At 40.3% G+C, this 25,850-nt stretch carries 18 protein-coding genes and 2 pseudogenes; 13 read left to right on the top strand and 7 right to left on the bottom strand.

The features are described 5' to 3' along the window. Positions 1-39: 39 nt before the first annotated feature. Positions 40-231, top strand: a complete 192-nt coding sequence (locus tag AACQ38_RS18675) for a hypothetical protein (protein ID WP_165578795.1) — start codon at positions 40-42, stop codon at positions 229-231. Here the strand turns inward: AACQ38_RS18675 and AACQ38_RS18670 are convergent. Beyond that, complete coding sequence (locus AACQ38_RS18670) at positions 196-948, bottom strand: sulfite exporter TauE/SafE family protein (protein WP_113049794.1); 753 nt, start codon at positions 946-948, stop codon at positions 196-198. The two genes, AACQ38_RS18675 and AACQ38_RS18670, sit on opposite strands and share 36 nt — an antisense overlap. Positions 949-1,075: 127 nt before the next feature. Here AACQ38_RS18670 and AACQ38_RS18665 point away from each other — a divergent pair, with 127 nt between their 5' ends. The 11 genes from AACQ38_RS18665 to AACQ38_RS18615 all read left to right on the top strand — a co-directional run bounded on the left by AACQ38_RS18665 (position 1,076) and on the right by AACQ38_RS18615 (position 16,729). Then, positions 1,076-1,225: a hypothetical protein gene (locus AACQ38_RS18665; RefSeq protein ID WP_165578794.1), complete on the top strand. Its 150-nt coding sequence runs from the start codon at positions 1,076-1,078 to the stop codon at positions 1,223-1,225. Between the two features lie 2,516 nt (positions 1,226-3,741). Further along, complete coding sequence (gene fecI, locus AACQ38_RS18660; RefSeq protein ID WP_011148527.1) at positions 3,742-4,263, top strand: ferric citrate uptake sigma factor FecI; 522 nt, start codon at positions 3,742-3,744, stop codon at positions 4,261-4,263. A gap of 1 nt (position 4,264) precedes the next feature. Continuing rightward, on the top strand, positions 4,265-5,230 hold the full coding sequence (fecR, locus tag AACQ38_RS18655) for a ferric citrate uptake sigma factor regulator FecR (RefSeq protein WP_165578793.1): 966 nt from the start codon (positions 4,265-4,267) through the stop codon (positions 5,228-5,230). A gap of 84 nt (positions 5,231-5,314) precedes the next feature. Beyond that, complete coding sequence (gene fecA / locus AACQ38_RS18650; protein ID WP_165578792.1) at positions 5,315-7,675, top strand: TonB-dependent Fe(3+) dicitrate receptor FecA; 2,361 nt, start codon at positions 5,315-5,317, stop codon at positions 7,673-7,675. Between the two features lie 59 nt (positions 7,676-7,734). Continuing rightward, positions 7,735-8,643: a Fe(3+) dicitrate ABC transporter substrate-binding protein FecB gene (locus tag AACQ38_RS18645; RefSeq protein ID WP_011148530.1), complete on the top strand. Its 909-nt coding sequence runs from the start codon at positions 7,735-7,737 to the stop codon at positions 8,641-8,643. Continuing rightward, positions 8,640-9,638, top strand: a complete 999-nt coding sequence (gene fecC, locus AACQ38_RS18640) for an iron-dicitrate ABC transporter permease FecC (RefSeq protein WP_011148531.1) — start codon at positions 8,640-8,642, stop codon at positions 9,636-9,638. Before AACQ38_RS18645 ends, fecC begins: the two co-directional genes overlap by 4 nt. Beyond that, positions 9,635-10,591, top strand: coding sequence for a Fe(3+) dicitrate ABC transporter permease subunit FecD (gene fecD / locus AACQ38_RS18635; RefSeq protein WP_011148532.1), 957 nt, complete (start codon positions 9,635-9,637; stop codon positions 10,589-10,591). Before fecC ends, fecD begins: the two co-directional genes overlap by 4 nt. Further along, positions 10,592-11,359: a Fe(3+) dicitrate ABC transporter ATP-binding protein FecE gene (fecE, locus tag AACQ38_RS18630; RefSeq protein WP_011148533.1), complete on the top strand. Its 768-nt coding sequence runs from the start codon at positions 10,592-10,594 to the stop codon at positions 11,357-11,359. A 1,086-nt stretch (positions 11,360-12,445) separates the two neighbouring features. Then, the gene (locus tag AACQ38_RS18625; RefSeq protein WP_165578791.1) at positions 12,446-13,591 is read left to right on the top strand and encodes an SIR2 family protein; all 1,146 of its coding nucleotides are present in this window, start codon (positions 12,446-12,448) and stop codon (positions 13,589-13,591) included. 14 nt (positions 13,592-13,605) lie between these two features. Continuing rightward, positions 13,606-15,390 (top strand): ATP-binding protein, encoded by a 1,785-nt coding sequence (locus tag AACQ38_RS18620; RefSeq protein WP_165578790.1) that lies wholly within the window; start codon positions 13,606-13,608, stop codon positions 15,388-15,390. 145 nt (positions 15,391-15,535) lie between these two features. Then, positions 15,536-16,729 carry a hypothetical protein gene (locus AACQ38_RS18615; protein WP_165578789.1) on the top strand — a complete coding sequence of 398 codons (1,194 nt, stop codon included), beginning with the start codon at positions 15,536-15,538 and terminating at the stop codon, positions 16,727-16,729. A gap of 215 nt (positions 16,730-16,944) precedes the next feature. Here the strand turns inward: AACQ38_RS18615 and ptuB are convergent, their stop codons facing one another. The 4 genes and pseudogenes from ptuB to AACQ38_RS18595 form a co-directional block, all read right to left on the bottom strand. After that, positions 16,945-17,595, bottom strand: coding sequence for a retron Ec78 anti-phage system effector HNH endonuclease PtuB (ptuB, locus tag AACQ38_RS18610; RefSeq protein ID WP_065824840.1), 651 nt, complete (start codon positions 17,593-17,595; stop codon positions 16,945-16,947). After that, a complete protein-coding gene (gene ptuA / locus AACQ38_RS18605; RefSeq protein WP_165578788.1) occupies positions 17,592-19,253 on the bottom strand; it encodes a retron Ec78 anti-phage system effector ATPase PtuA in 1,662 nt (553 codons plus the stop codon). Before ptuA ends, ptuB begins: the two co-directional genes overlap by 4 nt. Next, positions 19,250-20,302 carry a retron St85 family RNA-directed DNA polymerase gene (locus AACQ38_RS18600; protein WP_339367070.1) on the bottom strand — a complete coding sequence of 351 codons (1,053 nt, stop codon included), beginning with the start codon at positions 20,300-20,302 and terminating at the stop codon, positions 19,250-19,252. The genes ptuA and AACQ38_RS18600 overlap by 4 nt, the downstream gene beginning before the upstream one ends. Before the next feature lie 226 nt (positions 20,303-20,528). Further along, a pseudogene (locus tag AACQ38_RS18595) lies at positions 20,529-21,492 on the bottom strand (tyrosine-type recombinase/integrase); the annotation flags it as partial. A gap of 522 nt (positions 21,493-22,014) precedes the next feature. Here AACQ38_RS18595 and AACQ38_RS18590 point away from each other — a divergent pair. After that, positions 22,015-23,460 carry a hypothetical protein gene (locus AACQ38_RS18590; protein ID WP_165578787.1) on the top strand — a complete coding sequence of 482 codons (1,446 nt, stop codon included), beginning with the start codon at positions 22,015-22,017 and terminating at the stop codon, positions 23,458-23,460. A 438-nt stretch (positions 23,461-23,898) separates the two neighbouring features. On the opposite strand, the gene AACQ38_RS18585 is transcribed toward AACQ38_RS18590, so the two are convergent. Next, positions 23,899-25,305 (bottom strand): hypothetical protein, encoded by a 1,407-nt coding sequence (locus AACQ38_RS18585; protein WP_165578786.1) that lies wholly within the window; start codon positions 25,303-25,305, stop codon positions 23,899-23,901. Between the two features lie 395 nt (positions 25,306-25,700). Next, positions 25,701-25,850: pseudogene (locus tag AACQ38_RS18580) on the bottom strand (IS630 family transposase); the annotation flags it as partial.

Below are 25,850 nucleotides of genomic sequence, written 5' to 3'. Positions count from 1 at the left end.
TATGAAATGAACTGAAAACAACAAATTAACGATATTATATTGAATGTATTAATTATTATTGGTTACTATACCCTATGGATTTCAAGATGGATCGCGGCGGCAAGGGAGCGAATCCCCGGGAGCATAGATAACTATGTGACCGGGGTGAGAGAGTGCAGCCAACAAAGAAGCAACTTGAAAGATGACGGGTATATTTCAGAAAGTAAATATATAGCGATATATCAGCATTAAGCCCGAAACTAGCACAATAATATTGATAAACTTCAAGAATGTTTCTCTGGAGATTTTCAGTGTCACTTGGCGGCCAAAATAGATTCCCAACAACATGGCTGGAATAAATACCAATATCAATAACAAAAATGAGGTATCCAGATAAATACCCATGACAACAAAAATAATCACTCTCGTCAGGGTACTGAAACCAATTAAAGTCGTCTGGGTGATCCTGAAAATTTGCTTATCTGATATCCGCCCGGTTAGATAAATGGCATAAAGAAAACCCCCACTACCAAATAACGCACTGAAAATACCTCCACTCAGACCAAATGGAATAGCGGCTTTAGCGGGGAATTGACGGTAGGTTTTACTGAAAAATAGTGAATAAAGTGAATAGAAAACAACAAATACCCCCAACACCAGAACTAAAACATCAGGTCGGGCCATCAATAGAATGGCAGCACCAATCAAGCTACCGACAACCATTAATGGAATAATTAACTTGATCTCACTAAACTCTGATTTTTTACCCTCTCTAGTAATATTAATCACTGCGGCGGTTAAATCTACCAACGCGAGCACAGGAACAATTTTCGCTACAGGAATATAAAATGCCAGAACTGGACTAGCAATAAGAGCAGAACCAAACCCGGCCATACCAAAAACCAGATAAGCAAAGAAAACGACAAAAATGCAAATAAACAGATCAGGCCATGCAAGTACATGTAACATTTATATTTCCCTGAAAATAGTTTTCAAACTAAAGTGATCGTTTTCCCAATACTAATAGCTTTTACTATCATTTGTCAGGTCAGTCTGCAAAAAATGGGACACCAGTTAAAGATGTACTTACGCACACATGACGATGGTATGGCTTTGGTGGAAAGATAAAAGCGATACCACCAACAAACCAAGAGACGACCTTAAAAAGAATGGTATTTCACTGGATTGGATTAATATTGTCATTAATACCATTCATACAACGATGGTGAAAGCGCCAACGAATTAACAGGTATTTAAGCGTTGACCAATCAATAAAATAATTTTAAAAACAATGAGATAAGCTGATTTTAGCCTGTTAAAAACATAAAAAGAGAAAATGGTTTAAATCAAATCATAGCAAAAATATGCTATTCAACGGGTTAAAACAAGGTAAAGCAAGTTTAAACTGACGTATTTACAGGGCTCCTATTTGTATTCTGTTAAATCAGTTATCTGGGGATTTTATCATGCCGTTTTTTTATCATCGATTATTTAACTGATTTATAAAAGCTTTACTCTCCGATTGAAAACGTTATTAAAGCGCTTCATTTTAAAAAATAGATTAATAGATTAATAGATTAATAGATTAATAGATTAACGGATTAACGGATTAACGGATTAACGGATTAACGGATTAACGGATTAACGGATTAACGGATTAACGGATTAACGGATTAACGGATTAACGGATTAACGGATTAACGGACTCATATTATCATTTATCTTTTCCCTCGGAAACATAAACATAACCAAACCAGTTTTTATTTCTCTGCTTCCATTAATGGTTTTATAATTGGCAGGTTTTAAACCATTATTAAAAGTCATTTTTTTAACCGATGATTTTAATTAGCATAAAACTTTAACCGTTGTTTTTACCACTTATAACACTTGCTTTTTCACTAAGTTTAATCATTATGAGATATCGTACTTTACGTTTACCTAACGTAGGTTACCCCGGCTTTTTATCTTTATTAACACTATGTTATAGATAATTTTAAGCAGTTTTTATAGGCCACCACCATTTGTTTTTTACATGAATTAGCCAATAAATAATCTGATGATATAAAGATACCCCTTTATTTTTTCGGATAATCACCTCTTTTTCAGGGCTTAAATCCGGCCAAATTAACCGTTTTATCCCTTTTTTATTACATTGTTTTTTACAGTTTGCTTCACAAAATAACAGTGAGAAAATACTTTCATATCATCCTGTTAGGATAATAACATTTTACGTACTAGTTTGTTTTCAACTCTCTATTAATAGACTTATACCCGTCATCTTTCAAGTTGCCTCTTTGTTGGCGGCACTCGTTCACCCCGGTCACATAGTTATCTATGCTCCCGGGGATTCACTCCCTTGCCGTCGCGATGCATCTTGAAATCCATAGGGTATAGATTAAATACAATCAACCATTATTATGAATGAAAGTTTATTTATAAAAAATCAATCACTTAAACAAAAACCCCCGACATTTTCGTTTTTAAATAGCCATAACAGGTTAGTAAAATACAAAATAACCGAAGAATAACATTGCCGATAAATGCATTAAACATGGTAGTCAATAGGCCGTTTTTAGTCCCCCTTCACCTTTTAAAAACCTCGCATTAATGGAGCACCTGTTTTTTTAACTCTTAGCTGATTAATCACCGATAAAAATGATCGTGTGATCACCAAAAAATTAATATGCAGGTAAAAAGAAATGGTTAACCATGTTAATAGAGATGATAAACCTATAAAGCAACTCCCGTTACAAGGTTTTTCATCTTTTCAATTAAAAATTCATTTAGAAAATAGTTTTTATTGAGTAGTTTACTGCCTATCTCAATAGGGCTATTTTATTTGCCATTTTGAACCTGGGCAGTGCTCAAACTGCCTGCAACAATTACGTCTATTGAGATAGGCTCTTAATGTAAATATAATAGTTTTTTCATCGCCTAACCCGGTTTAAAACCAGAAAGGGTAAAAGGTATGTTAATGGTATTAAAATCAACGCCCATTTCTTTAATAAATTTTAATCCCGTTAATCCCGTTAATCCCGTTAATCCCGTTAATCCCGTTAATCCCGTTAATCCCGTTAATCCCGTTAATCCCGTTAATCCCGTTAATCCCGTTAATCCCGTTAAATGTTTTGATATAACATCGTATTATTAGGTTAACACTGTTATTTTATCACTTTGGTTAATCAATTTAAAACCCGTTTCCTCCGATGTTTTCTCTTTTAATATCAATATAACGTCAAGTTTTTTACCCGCTTTAAAAAATCCTTAATCACTTCTTTTTACCTTTGATGATTTAAGTTTTTACCTGTTTACTCATAGTACACTTGCCTCTTTATCACGTTCAGGATAAAGCATATTTACTTCTACTTGAATGAGAGAAAGTTTCTGTAACCCTTTGCTTTCAGATAACACGAAAAACGATAAACCACATAGTCTAGCCTGAGTAAATCAGGATCTGCGAAGTAAGTAAAAAGCGTTCTTTAGGTTAATTGGCACAGTGTATAAATCTACTTTCTGGGTTGGTCGTGCCGATTTTCACCTTTCTCTACCGCTCTTTTATGACTGATTTCAAGTTTTTTCCGGCCATAACTCAGTCTTTATTGACCGCTTTCGCCAATATCTTAAAGAAACAAAGATAGGTCTCCCGGCTATGCCGACTTGAGTTACGTCAACATAAAATAAAAAACCTTCGTAGTGATTGTAATGATAACTATTCTCACATTAAGATGATGCCGTGATTATTGACTTTTGATGTTATAGGGTATGTCTGACCGCATTGTTGTTTCCGCTGAGCTAACGTTTGAATCGCTTTACGGCGCGCATCATGGCTGGCTGAAAAACTGGCTCACACGCAAATTGCAATCGTCTTTTGACGCCGATGACGTAGCGCAGGATACCTTCCTGCGTGTGATGGCCGGCGACTCGCTACAAGCCATTCGCGACCAAAAATCCTTCCTCTGTACGATCGCCAAAAGGGTAATGATTGATCTGTTTCGCCGCAACGCGCTGGAAAAAGCCTATCTGGAACTGCTGGCGCAACGGCCCGAGGCGTTTATGCCCTCACCGGAAATCCGTCAGTGTCAACTTGAAACACTCCAGCAAATCGACCAGATGATCGATGGCCTGAGCAACAAAACGCGCCAAGCGTTTTTACTGTGCCAGCTTGAAAATCTGACCTACAGCGACATTGCTTCACGCCTCAATGTGTCTGTCAGTTCCGTGAAAAAATATATGGCCAAAGCCACCGAGCACTGCCTGCTGTTTCGCCTGGAACATGGACTCTGATATGAACACCATGTTAACCCACTCTCGCCGCCAGGCATTAAAATCAGCATCACACTGGTATGCAATACTGAGTAGCGATCAGGTCAGTCCGCTGCAAACTGAAAAATGGCAGCGCTGGTACGAACAGCATCAGGATCATCAGTGGGCATGGCAGCAAGTGGAAAATCTGCGCAACCAGATGCTGGTCGTGCCCGGCAATGTGGCAAGCCATGCACTTCAGGAAACTCACCTGTCACGACGCAGAGTGATGAAAGGCATACTGTTGCTGCTAGGAGCTGGCGGTGGCTGGCAACTGTGGTGCTCGGAAGTGGGTGAGGGCCTGCGGGCCGATTATCATACAACTAAGGGGGATATTCAGCATCATCGACTGAGCGATGGCACACTGCTTACACTCAATACCGACAGTGCCGTCGATGTCCATTTTACTCCTCAACAACGTCTGGTACATCTCCGGTACGGCGAAATTGCCATCACTACCGGGCATGATACCGAAGCAAAACTATTGCGTGTACAAACCCGTCATGCGCAACTAACCGCGCTAGGTACCAAATTTACGGTTCGTCAGGAAGCCAACACCACACTACTTAGCGTGCAGCAACATGCCGTAGAGGTGATACTGACCAGCGCTGACCGCAAATGTATTGTGCGTCAAGGTGAAAGCCTAAGATTCAGCGCCACCGATTTTGGTGAACTGACCTCAGCAACCGACGAAGACAACGTATGGACGCAAGGCATACTATGCTTCAGCGATCAGCCTCTGAGTGAAGTAATAGCAACCCTCGCTCGCTATCGAAGCGGTATATTACGCTGCGACCCGGCCGTTTCCTCATTACGGTTAAGCGGTACTTTCCCGATAAAAAATACCGATACGATATTAACCGTCATAGAGAAAACACTTCCCGTTAAGATTCAGTATATTACCCGTTATTGGGTGAATGTTCTGCCCGCAGAAAAATCGTTAACGTAAAAAATTATCATTTTCAATTGTCCTTTTTGTTTCCTCGTTCGACTTCATAAGTGAATACAGCAACAAAATGATTATGGAGACGTTATGATGCCTTTACGTGCACAGCCACTGCGCGCGCTTCACAAAGCAACACCGCTGGTAATGGCGATTCGTTTGAGCCTGTTACCGGTGGCTTGCCTAACCTCAGGGATAACGTATGCTGCGGTAGAGCCAGCTAGCACACACTATGACATTAATGCGGGCGAATTGGATAAAGTTCTTAATCAGTACTCCACCCACGCCGGTATTACCCTTTCAGTAGATGCCAGCTTAACCCGCGGCAAACAGAGTCGCGGTCTACACGGCAATTACTCCATCACCGATGGACTGAACACCTTGCTGATCGGCACTGATTTGCAGGTGAAGACATTGGGTGATAACACGTTCACACTCAAACCCGCCCCTGTTGCGCAGAAAGATGTGCTGACCGTGGTAGGCGACTGGCTAGGTAGTGCGCGTGAAGCTGACGTGTTTGAACATGCAGGCGCACGTGATGTTATCCGCCGGGAAGATTTTGCCAAAACAGGCGCAACCACTATGCGTGAAGTGCTGAACCGCATTCCCGGCGTCAACGCACCAGAAAACAATGGTACCGGCAGCCACGATCTGGCGATGAACTTTGGCATCCGTGGCCTGAACCCTCGTCTCGCCAGCCGTTCTACGGTTTTGATGGACGGCGTTCCGGTACCCTTCGCGCCTTATGGACAGCCACAGCTATCGTTAGCGCCAGTATCTCTCGGCAACATGGACGCAGTAGATGTGGTACGCGGCGGCGGCGCTGTGCGCTACGGGCCACAAAGCGTCGGTGGTGTGGTGAATTTCGTGACCCGCGCTATCCCGCAGGATTTTGGTATTGACGCAAGTGTGGAAGGACAACTTAGCCCCACATCTTCACAAAATAATCCAAAAGAAACCCATAATTTCATGATTGGCGGTACAGCAGATAACGGTTTCGGCACGGCGCTTCTCTACTCCGGCACACGCGGCAGCGACTGGCGCGAACATAGCGCCACACACATTGACGATGTGATGCTCAAAAGCCGCTATGCTCCCAATGAAGTGCACACCTTCAATAGCCTACTGCAATATTACGATGGCCGTGCGGATATGCCCGGGGGCCTTTCACGCGCCGATTACGATGCCAATCGCTGGCAATCCACTCGCCCATATGACCGCTTCTGGGGCCGCCGTCAGCTCGCAAGTCTCAGCTATCAGTATCAACCCGACCAGCAGCACAAATTCAATATTCAGGGCTTATATACTCATACCTTGCGCAGCGGTTATCTTGAGCAGGGCAAGCGCATTACTCTTTCCCCACGAGAATATTGGGTGCGTAGCATCGAACCACGCTATAGCCAGCTCTTCAATTTAGGGCCTTCGGCCCACGAAGTAGGGATCGGCTACCGTTATGTGAATGAATCCAGTCACGAAATGCGTTACTACACCGCCACCAGCAGCGGCGAATTACCCAGCACGTCAAGCCCTTATGACCGTAATACCCGCTCCGGCACCGAGGCACATGCTTGGTATATTGATGACCGCATTGATATCGGCAACTGGACCATCACGCCGGGGATACGATTCGAACATATCAAATCCTTCCAAAACAACAATGTAAAAGGCACCCGCCAAGAAGTCAGTTATGATGCGCCGTTGCCCGCACTCAATGTGCTTTATCACCTTACTGATAGCTGGAATCTTTACGCCAATACGGAAGGCTCGTTCGGTACCGTACAGTACAGCCAAATTGGCAAAGCGGTGAAAAGCGGCAATGTAGAACCTGAAAAGGCGCGAACCTGGGAAGTCGGAACTCGCTACGACGACGGCGCATTGGCAGCGGAAATGGGGCTGTTCCTGATTAATTTCAACAATCAATACGACTCCAACCAGACTAATGATACGGTTACGGCACGTGGAAAAACCCGACACACTGGGCTGGAAACTCAGGCACGTTACGATCTTTCCGAACTTACTCCCAAACTGAATAACGTTTCGGTTTACGCCAGCTACATATATGTCAACGCGGAAATTCGTGAAGAGGGCAACACCTACGGGAATCAAGTGCCGTTCTCACCGAAACATAAAGGTGCATTTGGCATAGATTACAAACCGGGTAACTGGACCTTCAACCTCAATAGCGCATCCCAATCCAGCCAATTTGCGGATAACGCGAATACCGTGCAGGAAAGCGCCAATGGCAGCACCGGCCGCATTCCGGGCTTTATGCTGTGGGATACGCGCGTGGCGTATGACTTCGGTCCACAAATGGCTAATCTGAGTGTGGCCTTTGGGGTGAAAAACATCTTTGACCACGAGTATTACACCCGTTCCTATGATGATAATAACAAAGGCATCTACGCCGGGCAGCCACGTACGTTCTATATGCAGGGTTCGCTAAAGTTCTGATGTTACATTAATCCGTTCGCCGGGCCATTGCCCGGCTTTGCTACTTCTGGAGTTAAGTTATGTCTGCACTGATTCGCGTTACGTTTATCGCTTTGCTCTTCTTCACCAGCCTGCCCCATGCCATTGCGGTCACGGTACAGGATGAGCAGGGCAGTTTTACCCTCAATACCGTTCCCCAGCGCGTAGTCGTGCTGGAATTGTCATTTGCTGATGCATTGGCCGCCATCAATATCAGCCCGGTGGGTATTGCCGATGATAACGATCCGCAGCGCATCCTCACCGATGTTCGCCAGCGTATTAAGCCCTGGCAATCAACCGGCACTCGCGCCCAACCAAGCCTTGAAGCCATCAGCGCGCTGAAACCTGATCTCATCATTGCAGACAGTCAACGCCACGCGGGGATTTATCGGGCACTCAAGGGCATCGCTCCTGTCCTGCTGCTAAAATCCCGCAACGAAACCTACGAAGAGAACCTGCAATCTGCCGCGATCATCGGCAAAGTCATGGGGAAAGAGAGTGAGATGCAGAAACGGCTGGCAGAGCACCGTGAACGCATGAAAGGCTATGCCAGCCAGTTGCCACAAGGCGTCAGTGTGGTTTTTGGCACCTCGCGCGAACAGCAATTTAACCTGCACTCCAGCGATACCTATACCGGCAGCGTCTTAACAGCATTAGGGCTAAAAGTTCCCGCATCAGTTAATCATGCGGCAATGGTTTCTCTCAACCTGGAACAGTTACTGGCACTCAATCCTGACTGGCTTATCGTGGCCCACTATCGTCAGGAAAGCATCGTGAAACGCTGGCAGCAGGATACTCTGTGGCAGATGATGACAGCACAGCACAAGCATCAGATAGCAGCGGTAGACAGCAACACCTGGGCTCGTATGCGCGGGATATTTGCCGCTGAACGCATTGGCAGCGATGCGGTAAAAATCTTCCACCATCAACCGGTTAATGAAACACCATGAGACGCCGCCATCATCCGGTCTGGCTTTGGGGATTGCCGTTGGTTGCACTGCTTAGTGCATTCTGGCTAAGCCTGTTTTGCTATTCCGCTATTCCCATTCCCGCCATCAGCGCACTCAAGGCACTGGTGCCAGGTCATACACCGACATTGCCTGAAGCACTGGTTATCAATCTGCGGCTACCACGCAGTCTGGTTGCTATTCTGCTTGGCGCGGCTCTGGCATTGGCCGGTGCACTCCTCCAGACGCTCACTCATAATCCGCTGGCCTCACCCTCCTTACTGGGCATTAACAGTGGTGCAGCACTGGCTATGGCGTTGGTCAGCGCTTTCAGCCCGGCACCGCTAGCCGGATATTCCATTTCTTTGGTGGCGGCCTGTGGCGGTGGAATTAGCTGGATGATGGTGATGGCCGCAAGCGGTAGCTGGCAACAAAAATACGATCGCAACCAGCTAATTCTGGCGGGCATTGCCTTATCTGCCTTATGTATGGCACTAACACGTATTACGCTACTGCTTGCCGAAGATCATGCTTACGGCATTTTTTACTGGCTGGCGGGGGGAGTCTCCCATGTCCGCTGGCCTGAATTCTGGCAACTATTCCCTTTCGTGGTGGTCACTGTACCTGTAGTTTTGTTGCTGGCGAAATCACTTAATCTGCTCAACGCTGGCGATGTCAGTGCCCATACGCTTGGCGTGAACCTGACGCGACTGCGCATCTTCGTCAGTCTGGCAGTACTGATTCTGGTAGGGGCCTGCGTCAGTGTAGCGGGACCAATCGTGTTTATTGGTCTGCTAATGCCCCATCTGGCGCGGTTCTGGGTTGGCTACGATCTGCGCCGCACACTGCCAATGTGCATGTTGCTGGGAGCGGTATTTATGCTACTTGCGGATTTACTGGCCCGTGCGCTGGCCTGGCCCGGAGAACTCCCGGCAGGTGCGGTACTGGCGCTGATTGGCGCTCCTTGCTTTGTCTGGCTAGCAAGGAAGCGAACATGAATCGTCAGGTTATCTTACTTTTAGTCGTGTTGCTGGCAGTTACGCTGGTGCTAGCGCTACGCATGGGCACGCAACCACTTCCCTGGGACGCTTTAATAAGCGGCTGGCAACCCGGTGACAAACACCACTTTGTGCTAACGCAGTACCGCTTGCCGCGTATTTTACTCGCCATCGCTGTAGGCGCTGCGCTGGCGCTTTCCGGCGTCTTGGTCCAAGGGATTGTTCGTAATCCTTTAGCCTCCCCCGATGTACTGGGGGTCAATCATGCAGCAAGCCTGGCGTCGGTAAGTGCGCTGATCCTTTTCCCTTCTCTGTCAGTGCAGTGGCTTCCGCTACTCGCTTTTGGCGGTGGAATGGCTGCGCTAATCCTGCTACGAGCGATCGCCGGCCCCTCTTCTCCACTGCGCCTTGCATTAGTTGGCGTGGCACTTTCAGCTACCTGGACAAGCATCACCGATTACCTAATGCTCTCACGCCCACAAGATATCAACAACGCGCTTTTGTGGCTGACAGGCAGTCTGTGGGGGCGCGACTGGCAGTTTGTAGCTATAGCCCTACCGGTATTGATGATACTGATACCACTCAGCCTACGCTTTTGTCGCGATTTAGATTTGCTGGCACTCGGTGATGACAGCGCCAGCACACTGGGCGTTTCGCTCCCACACGTACAATCCTGGGGATTAATGTTGGCAGTAGCGCTCGCCGCAACAGGCGTCGCCGTTTGTGGTCCGATTGGCTTTATCAGCCTCGTAGTACCCCATCTCGTTCGCAGACTTGTGGGAGGACGGCATCGCTGGCTTATACCCGCATCCATGCTTATGGGTGCACAAGTTCTGCTGCTAGCCGATTTGCTGGCAAGGACCATAGCGCCACCGATAGAGCTGCCTGCTGGCGTGCTGACCGCCATCATTGGTGCCCCTTATTTCTTCTGGCTTTTAGTGAGGACACGTTAAATGCAACTGGCTACGGAAAAGTTATCTGCAGGCTATGGGGAGAAACGCATTCTGAATGACCTGTCGCTCACCCTCCCGACAGGGAAAATCACGGCGCTGCTCGGCCCCAATGGCTGCGGTAAATCGACATTACTGAAATGCTTTTCGAGACTATTAACACCATTATCCGGAAAGATAACAATAGATAGTGAACCTTTAACGCACTTTTCCTCACGCAAGCTCGCCAAACATCTGGCGCTTTTACCACAACATCCTCTCACACCAGAGGGGATCGCCGTCCATGAACTGGTTGCATACGGACGTAGCCCTTGGCTTACATTTTGGGGGCGTTTAGCACCTCATGATCGTCATCTTATACAACAAGCAATGGAAAAAACGCAGATTAGCCATCTTGCCGATAAATGCGTTACCGATCTTTCAGGCGGGCAGCGCCAACGCGCTTTTCTGGCAATGGTTCTGGCCCAAGATACGCCGGTGGTACTGCTCGACGAACCCACTACATATCTTGACATCAACCATCAGGTGGAATTGATGAAGCTACTGCGTGAACTGAACAACGAAGGAAAAACGGTCGTGACCGTACTTCATGACCTCAATCAGGCTAGCCGGTACTGTGACCACCTGGTGCTGCTTTCCCAAGGGCAGGTTGTCGCCCAAGGCTCACCCGAGGAAGTTATGACACCGAAATTATTACAGCGGGTATTCAGCATCGAAGCGGAAATTCACCCCGAACCCGTTTCAGGTAAACCAATGTGTGTGGTGTGTTAAGCGGGAATCTAATGTAACGTGTTGGTTCTCTTTTCCAGTGCGGCTTAATATGTTCGGCTTTTTGTTAAAGGTTGTTTCGGGATTAATTGTTTATACCTTCCAACCCAAAAAGCCGAGCTTGAATTTATGTGATGCTAATAATTGCTGTTCTTAGGTAAAGTTAACGTTATTTAGGCTTTGCGGTCTCGATTTGACGAACATTAGGCTTCATTTTGGGGCTCATTTTTATCGAAGTGAAGATGCTCTCGCATCCGCAACATCAGGGAATAATTTTGTTAAATCATCCATTTAATTTGCTGTTCCCTTACGGCCAGATGATTTACGTCCCATGACCAAACTCATAATAACCCCAGTAATCCATATTATGCTTCATTAATGAATACGCAACCTAGGCAATTTTAATTGCAACCACTACTCTGGCTTTTCTTTTAAGATCAGAATCTTCTGGCGCTTACCTGATATAACGTTCATATTTGTAACGAAAACTGTTTTCTTGCTGGCTAATTGCATAATCAGCTACTAACAATAAGCGTATCTTAACCGGTCACTCCCTCTTTTAAAAATCTGATAAAAAAAGATGCGCGCGCTATTCAAGATGTTTTCGTTGAAGCGTTAACTCAAGGTAACGCGTTAATTGTAGTGTAAACGTTTCTACTGCTATACTTCTTGCTTCAATGAATTACTTCGACCAATACCTTGTTTTTTTCATTCAATGGACAAAACATTAATCCATTTTGGGATCTATTCTATGGTCTGGAGACCTTACATCAACGTGAGGTCCAAATCTGTCTAATGGCTTGGATTGCCAATTTGGATCTGCTAAACGACCGTGAATTTTTGCATGAACATGTAGAATTATTAGGTGAAGATGAGCTCAGAATCATTCAAATTTTTTTGAATTACAAGATATTATGTTAGGTCCGGGTGTTCACATTGATGACGAGCCTTGTTCAGATTTTGCTGATTTATCAAAGATTGCTCAAAAAAATCATCCACGATAGATTACGTTTAACAGCAAAATCCCGAACGAAATTATTACGTTGATAACACTATAAATCTTAATATATTAAGTCACGAGGCGTTTAAATGGCTGAGTTAGTAGATAGCATTGAGATAGAAGACATATATGAACAAGAAATCAGTTTTCTGATTGGTTCTGGTGCATCATCCGGAATTTTTCCAACTTTAGCTACTGCAATGAAAATCAACAAAAATCAATGGGAAACAATTGAAACATTGGGACAATATTTTGATGAGATGGAAAAAAAAGAGTTAAAAACCTTATTGTTTATGCATTACTATAAACAATGTATTAAACCCGTTATGACCTTTAACTGGGAAGATGAAAAAAAATGCGACTCTTTAATCAATGAAAGTAAAACCCAAGTAATAGATAATTATAAGAAACTCATATGCACACTTTATGACCTCCTTCAAGTACGCAAAGAACATGGTAAAATTATTAATATATTTACGACTAACTATGACTCTTGTGTTGTAGATGCTTATGAAGAGCTACTCAGGGAGGAGAAAATATCACTTAATTTGAATGATGGCGCAAAAGGTTTTAAGACGAAATTTTTAGAAGCCAGACATTTTGATTCAATCGAGGTCCAAAAAGGAGTCTTTGACAATAGTGAGTATAAAATACCACAATTGAATATTATCCATTTGCATGGCTCTGTATATTGGATAAAAAATGGCGAATCAATTCAAGTTAAATATCATGGTAACAATCAAAATCGATTCATTGACATTGCTACTCCTGAGTTGGAACATTTTAAATCAGTTATTGAATGCCCAAATTCCAAGCGTACAGATTTCGAAGATATCAAATTTGCTGATAATTTCCATAAATTATCTTCTGAATTTTGGGAAAAATATAGCGCCCTTCCCATTGTAAACCCAACAAAATGGAAATTTCACGAGACAGTCTTTGAAGAGCATTATTATCAAATGCTTCGCTATATGAGCTACATTTTAGAGAAGAAAAACTCTATTTTGGTTGTGTTCGGCTTCTCATTTGCAGATGAACATATCAGAAATTTAATAAAAAGATCTCTAGGAAACAGAACCCTTACCATGTTTATCTGTTGCTATGACGAACAAAGTTATCAGGCTATTTACCCTTGGTTCAAAGAATATAAAAATGTAAAGTTTGTCAAAATAGATAAAACCATGGACTTCTCTATTTTTAACTCGGATATATTTTCCATGTCTTCACATAAATAAAAAAGAGGTAATAAATGTCTATTTTAGTTGGTGAAGTTATTGCTATTCATGGGATCAAAATTACGCTTAAGGTCTATGAAGAATCAAATAAAGACACATTATTTTATGATGGAAAGAAATATAAAGGAATTTCCATTAAAGAATACATCAAGATAAAAAGAGGATTCAGGGATATCATCTGCCTCGTAGAAGGAGAATTTTTAGATGAACATAGGTATATAGAAGAAAATGAGAAAAAATATTATGTCAGGAAAGTGGAATTAAGACCAATCGGCTATTTTGAAAAAGGTAATTTTAATGAAGGTGTTAAATACCTTCCATTAATTAAAGATCAGGCCTATCTTTTAGAAGAGGAAAAGCTTGAGGTTATCTATGGAAAAGATAATCATGGAGAATTTATTATTGGTAAACTTATGAAAGAAGACCTCCCTATATCATTACCTTGGTATAACCTATTTAATGCTCACATGGGGATTTTTGGCAATACAGGCAGTGGGAAGTCCAACACATTAACAAAGTTATATACAACGCTTTTTGATCAAAAAATCCAAAAAATTAAAGAAAAAAGTCAATTTGTTGTCATTGATTTTAATGGCGAGTACACTTCAAATCAGTTGGTCAGTAATGAATTTAAATGTGTCTATAGGTTAAATACCCGCACAGAGGAAGATAAATTTCCACTTTCCGCCAGTGAGTTCTGGGATACAGAAACTCTCAGCATACTCTTTCAAGCTACACAAAACACACAAAAACCATTCATCAATCGTATTATCACTGGTCGGGAACGTTTTTCTAATAATCCTGATAATTTACTGAACTACATTAAGAAAACTTATGAACTTATATTTACTTGTGCTCAGCCCAAACCCGATTCACTTGACTTAATTAGAGAAGTCACCGAGCTAATGGGACTTAATGATTTATATCATCGACTTAAGAAAGTGGCATGGCATACAAAACATAATTGCTTTTATATAAATACTACTAAGACTAATAATGAGTCTAAGAATTACTATTTTAATGCTGAAGGTAACGGCTACCAATCTGTTTTCAGTTCAGTGATTAATAGTATAACATTACCTGAGATTGATGCTTTTGAAGAATTTAAAATTCGGTGCAATATTCAGTTAATATGTGATTTAATATATGGTTATGTTCAATATGAGTTCATACAACCTTTATTGAAACGCACCGAATCATCATTAAACGCTTTACGTAAGGTTATTACTATTACTGAGAATCAAATAATTACGAAACCAGTAACGGTAATTTCCCTGAGAAAATGCAATCCGGAAATCAAGAAAACCCTGCCACTTCTAGTTGCCAAACATTACTATCATCCTCATAAAGATAAAGTTGCTAACCCTCCAGACACAACAATTCATCTAATTATTGATGAGGCCCATAACATCCTTTCTCAGCAATCAAGTCGCGAAAGTGAAAGCTGGAAAGATTATCGCCTTGAGATGTTTGAGGAAATCATTAAGGAAGGTCGTAAATTCGGAGTATTTTTGACTTTATCCAGTCAGCGGCCAGCAGATATTTCACCAACAATTGTATCACAGATACATAATTTCTTTATTCATCGACTGGTCAACGATCGTGACCTCCTTCTGATTGATAATACAATTAGCACACTTGATAATATGTCAAAGAGCATGATCCCTAACTTGGCTAAAGGTTGCTGTGTCGCAACTGGTACATCGTTTAACCTGCCAATAGTGTTGCAAGTTGACGTCTTAGAAAGCTCAAAGCAACCGGATAGTAAAGATGTAGATTTGGAAAATATATGGAAGTAATAAACTTTCTTCGGTGTTACTCGTGCCGTAGGAAAATTGAGAGTCTAATCATATTTTACACATCTATTTCTCTCAACTATAACCATGTGGTAGCTGAGTGACCACCATAAAACTTACTATTTATTTAACTAGAAGGATATGCAAGATGGACAACAACGACATAGGTAATGAAGTAATAGATTTAGTCAAACGAGTTATTAGACCTACAGCCATCATGGAGTTCATGGGGTTCATGGGGTTCATTGCGTTGTTTGTTATTTGGTTTTATCTTAACCGGTTAGGCCGATTAGATATATTTATTAGCTCCGTAACATTTAAAGATCTTTTCATCGTCATTGCATCAACTTTTTTATTCAGCATAGTACTTACTTCGATTTTTATGTTTATACCATCAATTTTACTCATCTCTATTATTAAGAAAGAAAGTAATCAATTTCATAACTATAAAAAAATAAGAGGAAATTTCGTTACAATTGCATTTATCATATCTTTACTTGCGGTTGGTATTTTCCTTTTCTCAGCATGGCTGGCCGATAAATTTGAATACATGGAAGCAACTATTATTATAATTTCAGTGTTCTTTGTTTTGAGTTCCAGCATGCTAGTTTCTTATTTAATTAATAGAAACCTAATTTCAGACGTACTGCAATATAAAAACAAACGCACAAGAATTAAACTTTCATGTTTATTTCACATTATTATACCTGCTTCCATTTTTCTTATGACCCTCTTCTACTTATATCCATTATCTCTTATTATAAATAAAATACCTAATAAAGGAGAAGTAAGCGATAATGTGCTGATGTTATACGTTGTAGCAACATCTCTAATCACTGTTATTTTTTCTCTTATACCTGGCTCCGTTTATCTAAGTCGCGATAAATCCGAAGGAATTGTAAAAAATGTATACATAACAGGATATGCAGTTATTTTTTCTTTATTTTCATTGTCATGGATAATAACCTCCATTCCCGTTTTCATTGTAAATGCAACCATGAAAATTTCCGGCATTAGTGATTATAACGAACATTCATATCTCATTAATAAAGACAATTACCCATTAGAAGTTTTTAATAATAAACAATGGAACGTAAGGGCCCTAGAGAAAAATGGCTTCTTCCTGATTGATGGAGTAACTTTGTACGCATTCGGTGATATAAAATTAGTATGCCCAGTTGATGTATTGGAAGCTTATAAAAATAGCCTGCGATTCATCCCTGCTGATAGAAGTTATGATGAGAAACTAAATTTAGAGCTGAGAAAAAAAGCAAAAATTTGTCATCCGTTCCTAAAAAAAGAGTTGAAAGAATTTAATATCATACCGTCTAAAATATCTTAATGTAATTATTTGCGAGGATTTTAAATCCTCGCCATTGACAAAAAATACAATTTAAATCAGCTCGTCAAGCGAGAGCGTTTCTAGTGGGAAAGTTTGGGGAGGCGATGTTCTTAACATGGCGGCAAGCTCTGTTTGATGAACGGAACTTAATTAAAACAAAGTGCCGGATAAAAAATCAGCATTTTGTCAATAATCTGTAACGGGTATACCCATTTTCATACATATTTTTTGTGGTATTGCCAAGCATGTTTCAAAGCAGTACTGAACTCTTCTCCTTCGATATTCTCTAATTCCATATCGAGCATTTTGGTCCAATCATCCTCGCTGAGTTCATCATATGCTTCATAAAGCGCCTCAACTTCTAATATGACATTTTTCAATGCTGTCTTTCTGCTACCGACCAATCTTGAGTCACCGTTCAAATTAAAAACACGAATGGTTTCTTCAGCCTTTTTCAGTTCTGAACCGGTGAGTCCGTCAACGGGAACGACCCTGCCTGAGGTCAGGAATCGCAAAAAGTGGTCAGGGTTATCTTCATCAGGTTTGATAAGATCATTCGCATTATACGACCCTGCACCATTATCTTTGTATATCCCACACCGTTTCCAACCACCTGATTTTGAGTTGTCGCCACAGGAACCAAACAGGTTACGCCAATCAAAAGCTTGGGCTGGAAATTTACCCCGGGGTCTGAAATGTTCGATATGCTTACGAATCAACCGACACTCACAGTATGCACAAAATCCACCTTGCATTTCCTCCAATCGAGGCCAAATCGCCCCTTGATCTACATCCATCCAAGCATCTTGGCCCGCAATGTAATGTTGCAAAATTTCCGGCATTTCCGGACGAGTTAATTCTTTCATCCTTGTTTGCCCTTCTCCGATTTTATCTTATTGATTCTGTTCTTCATTTTGTGAATACGGATGAGACTGTCAGCTTTCTTTAATTCCGGGCTGCTTGGACCAAAATGCCCTTTGATTTTTTCGTATAGATCATGAGATTGCTCACTGAGCTCCTCACCCTTGTCAACCAGTGATCTTTCGAAGTCACTCACCCAATGAGACTCTTTAATATTTGGCGGCGTTGAAAAGACTTTCATCACTTGTTCAAGAATTTCAGCATTTTCACTGCCTTTAGTTTGCATCAGCGGGGGCTGTAAGAATTGCACACTACTATCATCATTATTCTCTGCAAATTCACGAATGCATCGCTTTTCAGTAGTCGAGAGCACGATAGGACTATGCGTGGTAATGATAAATTGGATGTTCGGGAACACGTTACGCAAGTTTGTTATTACATCTTGCTGCCACTTTGGATGAAGATGGAGTTCAATTTCATCAATTAATACAATGCCCCGTCCTTCAAGCGGATTTCTCAAAAGAGGGTTGAGCATCACCATGCGCCGCGCAAGGTCAGCAACTAACCCTAAAAACACACGTTGCCCGTCTGAAAGTTGCTCAATTGTCACATCCTGGCTGTCATTAGTGACCTTTATAACATCAACGCCGGTTGCCGTTTCAACCCAAATCCGACTGATACTGGGAACTACAGTGGTAATCGCTTGCTCGACAATTTTCCTTTGAGCTGATTCTGGCAGCATCTGATTTTCTATGGATGCATTATGCTTTGATATCGTCGCGACAAGTTTATCCTTCATATCCTCAAGCAGCGGTTTTACCGAAACCATCCCATTATCAACGGACTTCTGTAGATCACGCACTTGTTGTTCCAGCATTTCAATAGACGATGAAACCTCTGAAACCGTTCTTTTATGCAGATAGACAAACCATTCGATAAAATGGTCGAAACGGCCTGCGCCTGTGAGAGCATGATTATACGCATCAAACCGCTCTTCCCTTCTTTCCCCACTGTCTTTTTGAGATTTATTAAAGGGGTGCGACCTCTCTACAGAGTAAAACGCGAATGCAGGTAAATTTATCGTCTTATTCTCATTAATCACACGCCATACATCAGATAGCTCTTTAGCAGGCTTGATAATGCTATCCCTTCGCTCCGCAGTGCCAGAGGCTGATCTGGATAGCCTAAGTGATAAACTTTTAAGGCCCCTTCCAAAGTAAAAATTACTACTGACATCGGCATATTTATTCTCAGAATCATTCTTGATATCAGTCAGTTCACTCAACCTCTGGCCACTGCCATCTTCTTTGAGAATATTTGCACTAAACCAACTTAACGTTTTGGCAATAGCAGAAAGAATGCTGGTTTTTCCCTTGCCATTGTTTCCTATGATAATCGTGAGGTCTTCTTCGAAGTTCACTTCCAGATGTGAAAATCGACGAAAATCTCTTAATGACAAGCTGCGAAGATATAATGCGTTATCAGGATGAAATCTATCTGATTCATCGGTGTAACCATTTTGAAGATACTTCCAGCAAAGCTCAAACCATTCGTCTGTATTTTTATTATCCTCGGGGAGATCGCTGCTTACGTTGCGCTGATAAATTTCGAATGCTGACAGTAAACTCCCACCTTTTGCTTTTCGTTCTAGTTGTTTGGTCATCTCTGTCTCCTAATACGTTCAATTAATTCATTAGAATACTTTTCGTTCATTCGGGTAATGAACTCAGGCTCAATATGACTCGCAAATGCCAATAATCCGATCAGGTAAGCCTTATCTTCGTCATCTAGTAATCCATACTTATACTGATTAATCAGGTGCTTAATAAATCTTTTCCTCTCACGCCCTAAAGAGAGTTTCCCTTCGTTGTTGAGCGTGATACCCGTCACATGACGGTTATGAGCCTTTGAAGAAAAAACTGTTTTACCGTGGTTCATCCTCAACGCATTTTTAAATAATTTATTTAACAACGCTTCAATAATTGCCGGAACCGTTTTCAATAAATCTTGTGTGTTGCATGAAAATGTCAAATCATCGGCATAACGCGTGTACGTTATACCCAAATTTTGGCATCCCTCGTTCATCTGACGATCAAATTCATAAAGACAGAAGTTTGATATTGCTGGCGATGACGGTGCGCCTACACTCAACATCAACCTGTTCTTGCTACGCTTTACAGGTTGCCAGAAAAGAATGCGCTCAACATAGGGCTTATCTTGGGTTGAGAATCGAGGGGCCTGTTCTGAAGACATTTCAATGCACCGCCAAAAAATCGCTGGGGTGATTGAATTAAAAAAATCTTCAAGATCAGTTTTTAAAAGGTACTGGTTGTTCGCGTGCGCGGAAGCATTATCACGTATGCTCTTTCCTTTCCTGTATGCTATAGATGATTCATGCACAGGGAAGAGATAAAGTTGCATAAATGCACGCTGAAACTCTTTCAGCCCCTTGGCTGGTTGCGCGATTATCCTGAACCCAGTGGTACGCTTGGGAATTCTGTAAACTTTGTACTTTCTCGGAGCATTTTCCAGAAACAACCTTACATCCGATTCACTCTGGTGTAATAACGTAGCTAATCCACTAATAACCGACATAACTTTACCTGTAAAAAGCCCGGCGAGTGGGTTCTGCCAGGCTCGGCTCTTTACTGGAGGAAGCGAAAGTGTCGCAACCTGAAGGAGGAACGAGGGAACGAGTTCAGGTTGCGACACTTTCGCAACCCTTAATGCGTTCAATAAGTTAGAGTCTGGCTAATCACCCGACTAGACGTAAGACGTCCAACGCTAAAGAGTTTTTCAAGCTTATCTCACTCAGCCGCACTTAACAACTTTGTCTTAATCATGCGATTCAACGTGTTAACTGTATGTTGTCGCTGCATTTACACCGACAATAACACCGAACTTGAGTATTTCAGAAGGATGAAGAGAGAGTTGCTCTCATCTGTCGCTCAACTGCATCTTTTGACCATAATCCTGATTCAACCAAAGCACTACAAGCCATCGCTCTAAAACCATGTCCACAAACTTCCGTTTTAGTGTCATAACCTATCGTCCTTAAAGCAGCATTTATTGTGTTCTCACTCATTGGCTTATTTGGATTATGATCGCCCGGAAAGATTAACTCATTATCTCCAGATAATTTTTTTATCTGTTTCAGTAATTCAAGAGCTTGGTGAGATAAAGGTACAAGATGTACCGTTCGCATCTTCGAACCTCTATGAGAATGTTTAACACCATCAATAGGCTCTCTTTCTGCTGGAATTGTCCACAGTGCTTTATCCAGATCAACTTCTCTCCAACGTGCAAAGCGGAGTTCACTGGAACGAATAAATATATATAGAGTCAGTCGGACAGCTAAAATAGTTAAGTAGCGTCCTTTATAGTGCTCAAGACGAGTCAGAAAATCGGGTAATCTTTCAAGAGGAAGAGCAGGACGATGAGTTGATTTACGTGTCGCCAACGCACCTTTGAGATCTTGAGCAGGGTTACGAGCGATCAAGCCATTTTGTAGCGCATAATAGCAGTAATCCTTTGTTGTTGTCTGGAAGCGAGTTCCAATCGACCACTGCTTATTACTACTGTGCCAATCTCTAGCCACTTTTTCAAACGTTAAGGTTTCGGCAATCGCTTCTTGTTTTTCTACTTCTCTTTTTTTACTGTGACTGATGCCATTGCGGATAATTATCTTAATACTATCGCGTTGCTCTCTAGCTTTCCCTAGTGTTACTTGAGGATATGCCCCTAAAGCAATCCGGTTTTCTTTACCCGCAAACCGATATTTCAGATACCAGCGTTTTGAGCCACTGGGTTTAATGAGCAGATACAAACCTTGTACATCAGTAAAGTTTGTATTCTTTTTCACAGGGCTTTGCCACACGAGCTTCCATGTCTGTTAAAGGCATAATTTGGGGGTCAACTCATTATCGAAAAGAACTGCCCCCCAAATATCATGGATGTCAACGGATACAAATGGACAATTATAGACTCAAAAACTAAGTAATTTTTTTTCAGGTAGTTACGGAAGTTTGTGGACGCGAAGGCTGGACTCGCTAAAAAATTGTAATTCATTGTATTTAAATTATTTAAAATAAAAACAGACCACCAATTTGACCACTTTCTATCTACGTATAACTATAATAATTCTAATGACTGGACTCACAAGTAAATAACGTTTCGTAATTATGCTACACATAGCCTTCTTCAACCCATTGTTATACATATAATTATGAGTGGTATAAGATGTAGCACTATTTTGAAATCTTATTTACATTGATATATCGTTGTAATATCCATTAACAACTGATAAATGTTACACTAACACACAGAGTTAGAATAGGTTTAAATGGTGACTCTATTATTATATAATAATTAATTGCATTTTTAATTATTATGCTTTGCAATTAAATGTGTCCAATGAGGGCGATATGGCAAAGATTAATTCCTTAGTAAGCTTATCAAGTTTATCCGGTATTGATCCTGATCTTCTAGACGAACTTGGGGTAGTAGATGTATTACTAAATGCTGACACTTCTTTATTTATTGACCCATTATTACTTGATAATAGCATTCATTATGAAATTAATAAGAAAGCTGTAATTAGTTACGAGGATAAATTTAAAAAAATAATGAAGTTCTTAAATGCCTCACAACAGGAAAATGATCCACCTTGGAAGGCTGCATTAAAAGAGTTTAATTTCTCAGAGGTGAGCTATACATGCCTTGGTTATAGCAGCTCTATAAATGGTTCTGGATGGGGCGTTAAGTTAATAAAGTCCACAATAAAAGTTGCTAAACAAATCATAGATTTAGGTGTTGAAGATAAAGATTTCTTCATGGGGTTAGCTTTATTTGAAGAAGGAATTGGTCCTGATAGAATCAGTGACATGACGACTAACATTATATTACATGACCTTTTAGAGTTTACATTCAGAGTCAATCAACATTTAAAAATACCATCGAAAAAATTCAAGATAAAGAATAGTAAAACTGAAATTGAAGCACTGATAAACCCAGTTACCGATGGCCCACTAATATTGGTTCCAAGTGATATAGTCAGGGCTCTTCCAATTGTAACTGATTGGAGTGAGATAGGAGGAGCTGCAAGACATAATGATGAATTAAGAGAAAAGCTTAACAGCAAAATTGGTGGTTTGTGGACATCAATGACAAGAATTGAAAAAGATATAGCAAAGGCTAGTGCTTTAAGAAGTAAAAGTGCATTTGAAGAAGTTTTGGAGTTAATTAGGTACATTGACAAATTACCCTACGATAGTAAGCTAGACAAAAATGGAGAATTTTTCTGGCGAGATATAGTTAAATCCATACAAAAAGATCACCCATTAGACTTGAGCGAGTTTAAAAAAGATAATATCACTGAAGAAGATTTTATTAAGCTAGTTAATACTATTATAAATGAGTTTAAGAATCTAATCGAAGAAAAAGGAATATGGAAAGAACTTTGGAGTGCAGATGGTAAACCTCGTAAAGAGAAAGCAGCTCAGCGCCTTCTTTTCACTGTCGCTTATTCATATTGCAAAGCGAATGATCTTGATCTCTCACCAGAAAGTGATTCAGGGAATGGGCCGGTAGACTTCAAAATATCCAAAGGATTTAAGAAAAAAATAGTTGTTGAAGTAAAACTTTCACCGAATCCTTCGTTGGTGCATGGTTACGAAAAACAATTAGAAATATATAAAAGCGCTGATGATACGAACATAGGGATATATGTAATAATTGATATTGGAAAACTCGGTAAGAAATTTGAAAAAGTTATGCAAGTTAGAAATAACTTTCTTAAAACCAATAAAAAAGCATCTGCTATAATAATTATTGATGGTAATAAAAAAGCATCAGCCAGTATTAGAGATTAGGATATACCTATTGAGATTGCAGTAATCTCCCAAAAAATAGGATAAAAGAATAAAGACTTGCTCATAATTACACTATGCGCAAGTCTTGAAAATGGCCATTTAAAATTAACATTTTTTAGTTAAATAATTATATTTCATACGGAAATTATTAACATTTTTCACTCATAAAAATGCATCATAAACTCTTAGCAACTTTGCTGACTAAATAAGTCTACTCTCACCTAAACGATATTACTTTATTTATTGTATGAAGTAGCATCCCTACAGGCCTTTGTCGCTTAGGATTCTAGTTCAGAAGCATATGCTCTATCCATTCCCCCACAGTTTGATACAGGATAATCCAAAAAGGCTATTTTCGAGAGGCGGTAATCAAAAATTCCATTGTAATAATCCGAGCAGAATCACCGCCTCAACAAATATTTGACTTAGAATTAAAAATCAACTAGTTATATCTCTAAATATACTTCTGATAGACTCGAATGATTGATCTCCACCTTTTAAATATTCATCAACTAAATTATCAAAACCGTTATCATCTATAATTAGGATGTAATTTTTCTCCAAGACAGACAAATCCTTCAGCCTTTTATTTACTTTACCATCTGCTCCTCTACAGAAAATAATGCCAAGCTGAACTTTATTTATATCTAAATCCTTAATCATAGTATCAATAACATTATCATTAGAAATATCATTATAAAAATAAAATATCACCCTTTCACTTTCAATTCCAAAAACAGACAGCTCGAAGAAAAAACCTTGTCTAGACTCATTTAAATAAGATAGCCTAAAAATTTCGTTGTTACTACCGAGCACAATCGGATATATTAATGAAGGGTAAAAAATAAAAGGAAGTATTTTTTTTAATGAACTAAAATATTTATTGCCATCAACACCTTTAACATAACTTAAAAGTTCTTTTGTCAGTTCAGATAATTTAAATGGCTCAATTTTATTTATCTCTTGAAAATCTCTATGTTTTAACGGTGGAGGTGGATTTAAAGTCATTTCCTCTCTATATTCGTTCAATGATGATGTAAATTTTGCTATCTGAGACTCTATAAATGGCTTTGAAGCTCCATATTCATCCAATAACCTTTTTCGGGTCACACGTCTTTTACCTGATTTTAAGGTTTCCACAAGAGCTGAATTTAGACTCAAATGTTCATTTCTGAGAGATGGCATTATATATCGGTTATAGAAAGTCTTATGTGAATAAGCAATTCCATACCGAGCTAATATTTTAGGAATGAGAATTACTGAACCATCTACGCCACGAGGCAATAGGAATTTCTTACTAATCCATTTATTTTTCTCATCATCCCAAACTTTAATTTTCTCACTTTCCTCTAATTTAATCCCATAGAATTTTGATATATGCTGGGTATACTCGATAAAAAATAATTTCAATATATTACATACAGAATCAGAAATCCTGTCACTAGCGACACCATCTATTGTCAATGCTGTATCTTCTAGATCTTTTAATAGACCACTTTTAGCCGCATTGCTAGATTTCAAAGAAATTAATATATCATCTGCTGATTTATCTCCTAAAGCTTTTCCACCAGATTTTCCTTTTGAATAACCCAAATGAAAAGAGTTAGATTCTCTTAATGAAGACAGAAGATAAAAGGCTGTTTCATCGTCCCCCTCTTTTATTTTTTCTAATATTTTTGAAAAATAGTCCTGAAGGCATTCAATTAAATCTTGTCCCCATTCTGATTTCAACCCCCTAATTGCTGTAGGATCTATAAACAAGCAAAGATCTGTGTCCAGGGGTATATCAACAAAATCTAAAGAAAGTTGATTATTATCTAAATTAAAATAATCAGAAAAAATCATAATAGCCACCTTATTATTAAACGCCAACTGAAGACTTACTTATAATAATCTCTGGTAAAAAAACAATGAAAGCTATCTTATAGTTATTTTAAATAAATATTTGTGAAATATATTTACTCAAATCTTTACTATCAATTCAATACAATACAATACAAAAAAGACAATGAATTATCATACACACATGATACATGGTTATTGCTTTTAATCACAAATTTGAAAATACGATATTAATCTTCATAAAAAACAATTATTTAATATTTAAAATTGATAAATACATTTTTGGCAGTGAGGTATACTTTCCATAATTTTAGCACAAGCACAGTTTTCACCTCCTATAAAGCCACATTGCTCATTGTGTTAAATAACTTTTCATAATTATAATACACTCACTCTTTTTATTCTCTGCTATTCCTGTAGGGACATGAATTTAAAAACGTTTTCACTTTCTCAAGCAATTGCCACATATACTGACAGCCATGATTTCGTGTCACCGTTTCATGTAAGGATTGCCACAGACGCTCAATTTTATTCAGCCAGGGTGAATA

It is taken from the genome of Photorhabdus sp. RW14-46 (assembly GCF_963887965.1).
Taxonomy (GTDB): domain Bacteria; phylum Pseudomonadota; class Gammaproteobacteria; order Enterobacterales; family Enterobacteriaceae; genus Photorhabdus; species Photorhabdus laumondii.
This window is presented reverse-complemented; position numbering and strand designations above follow the sequence as displayed.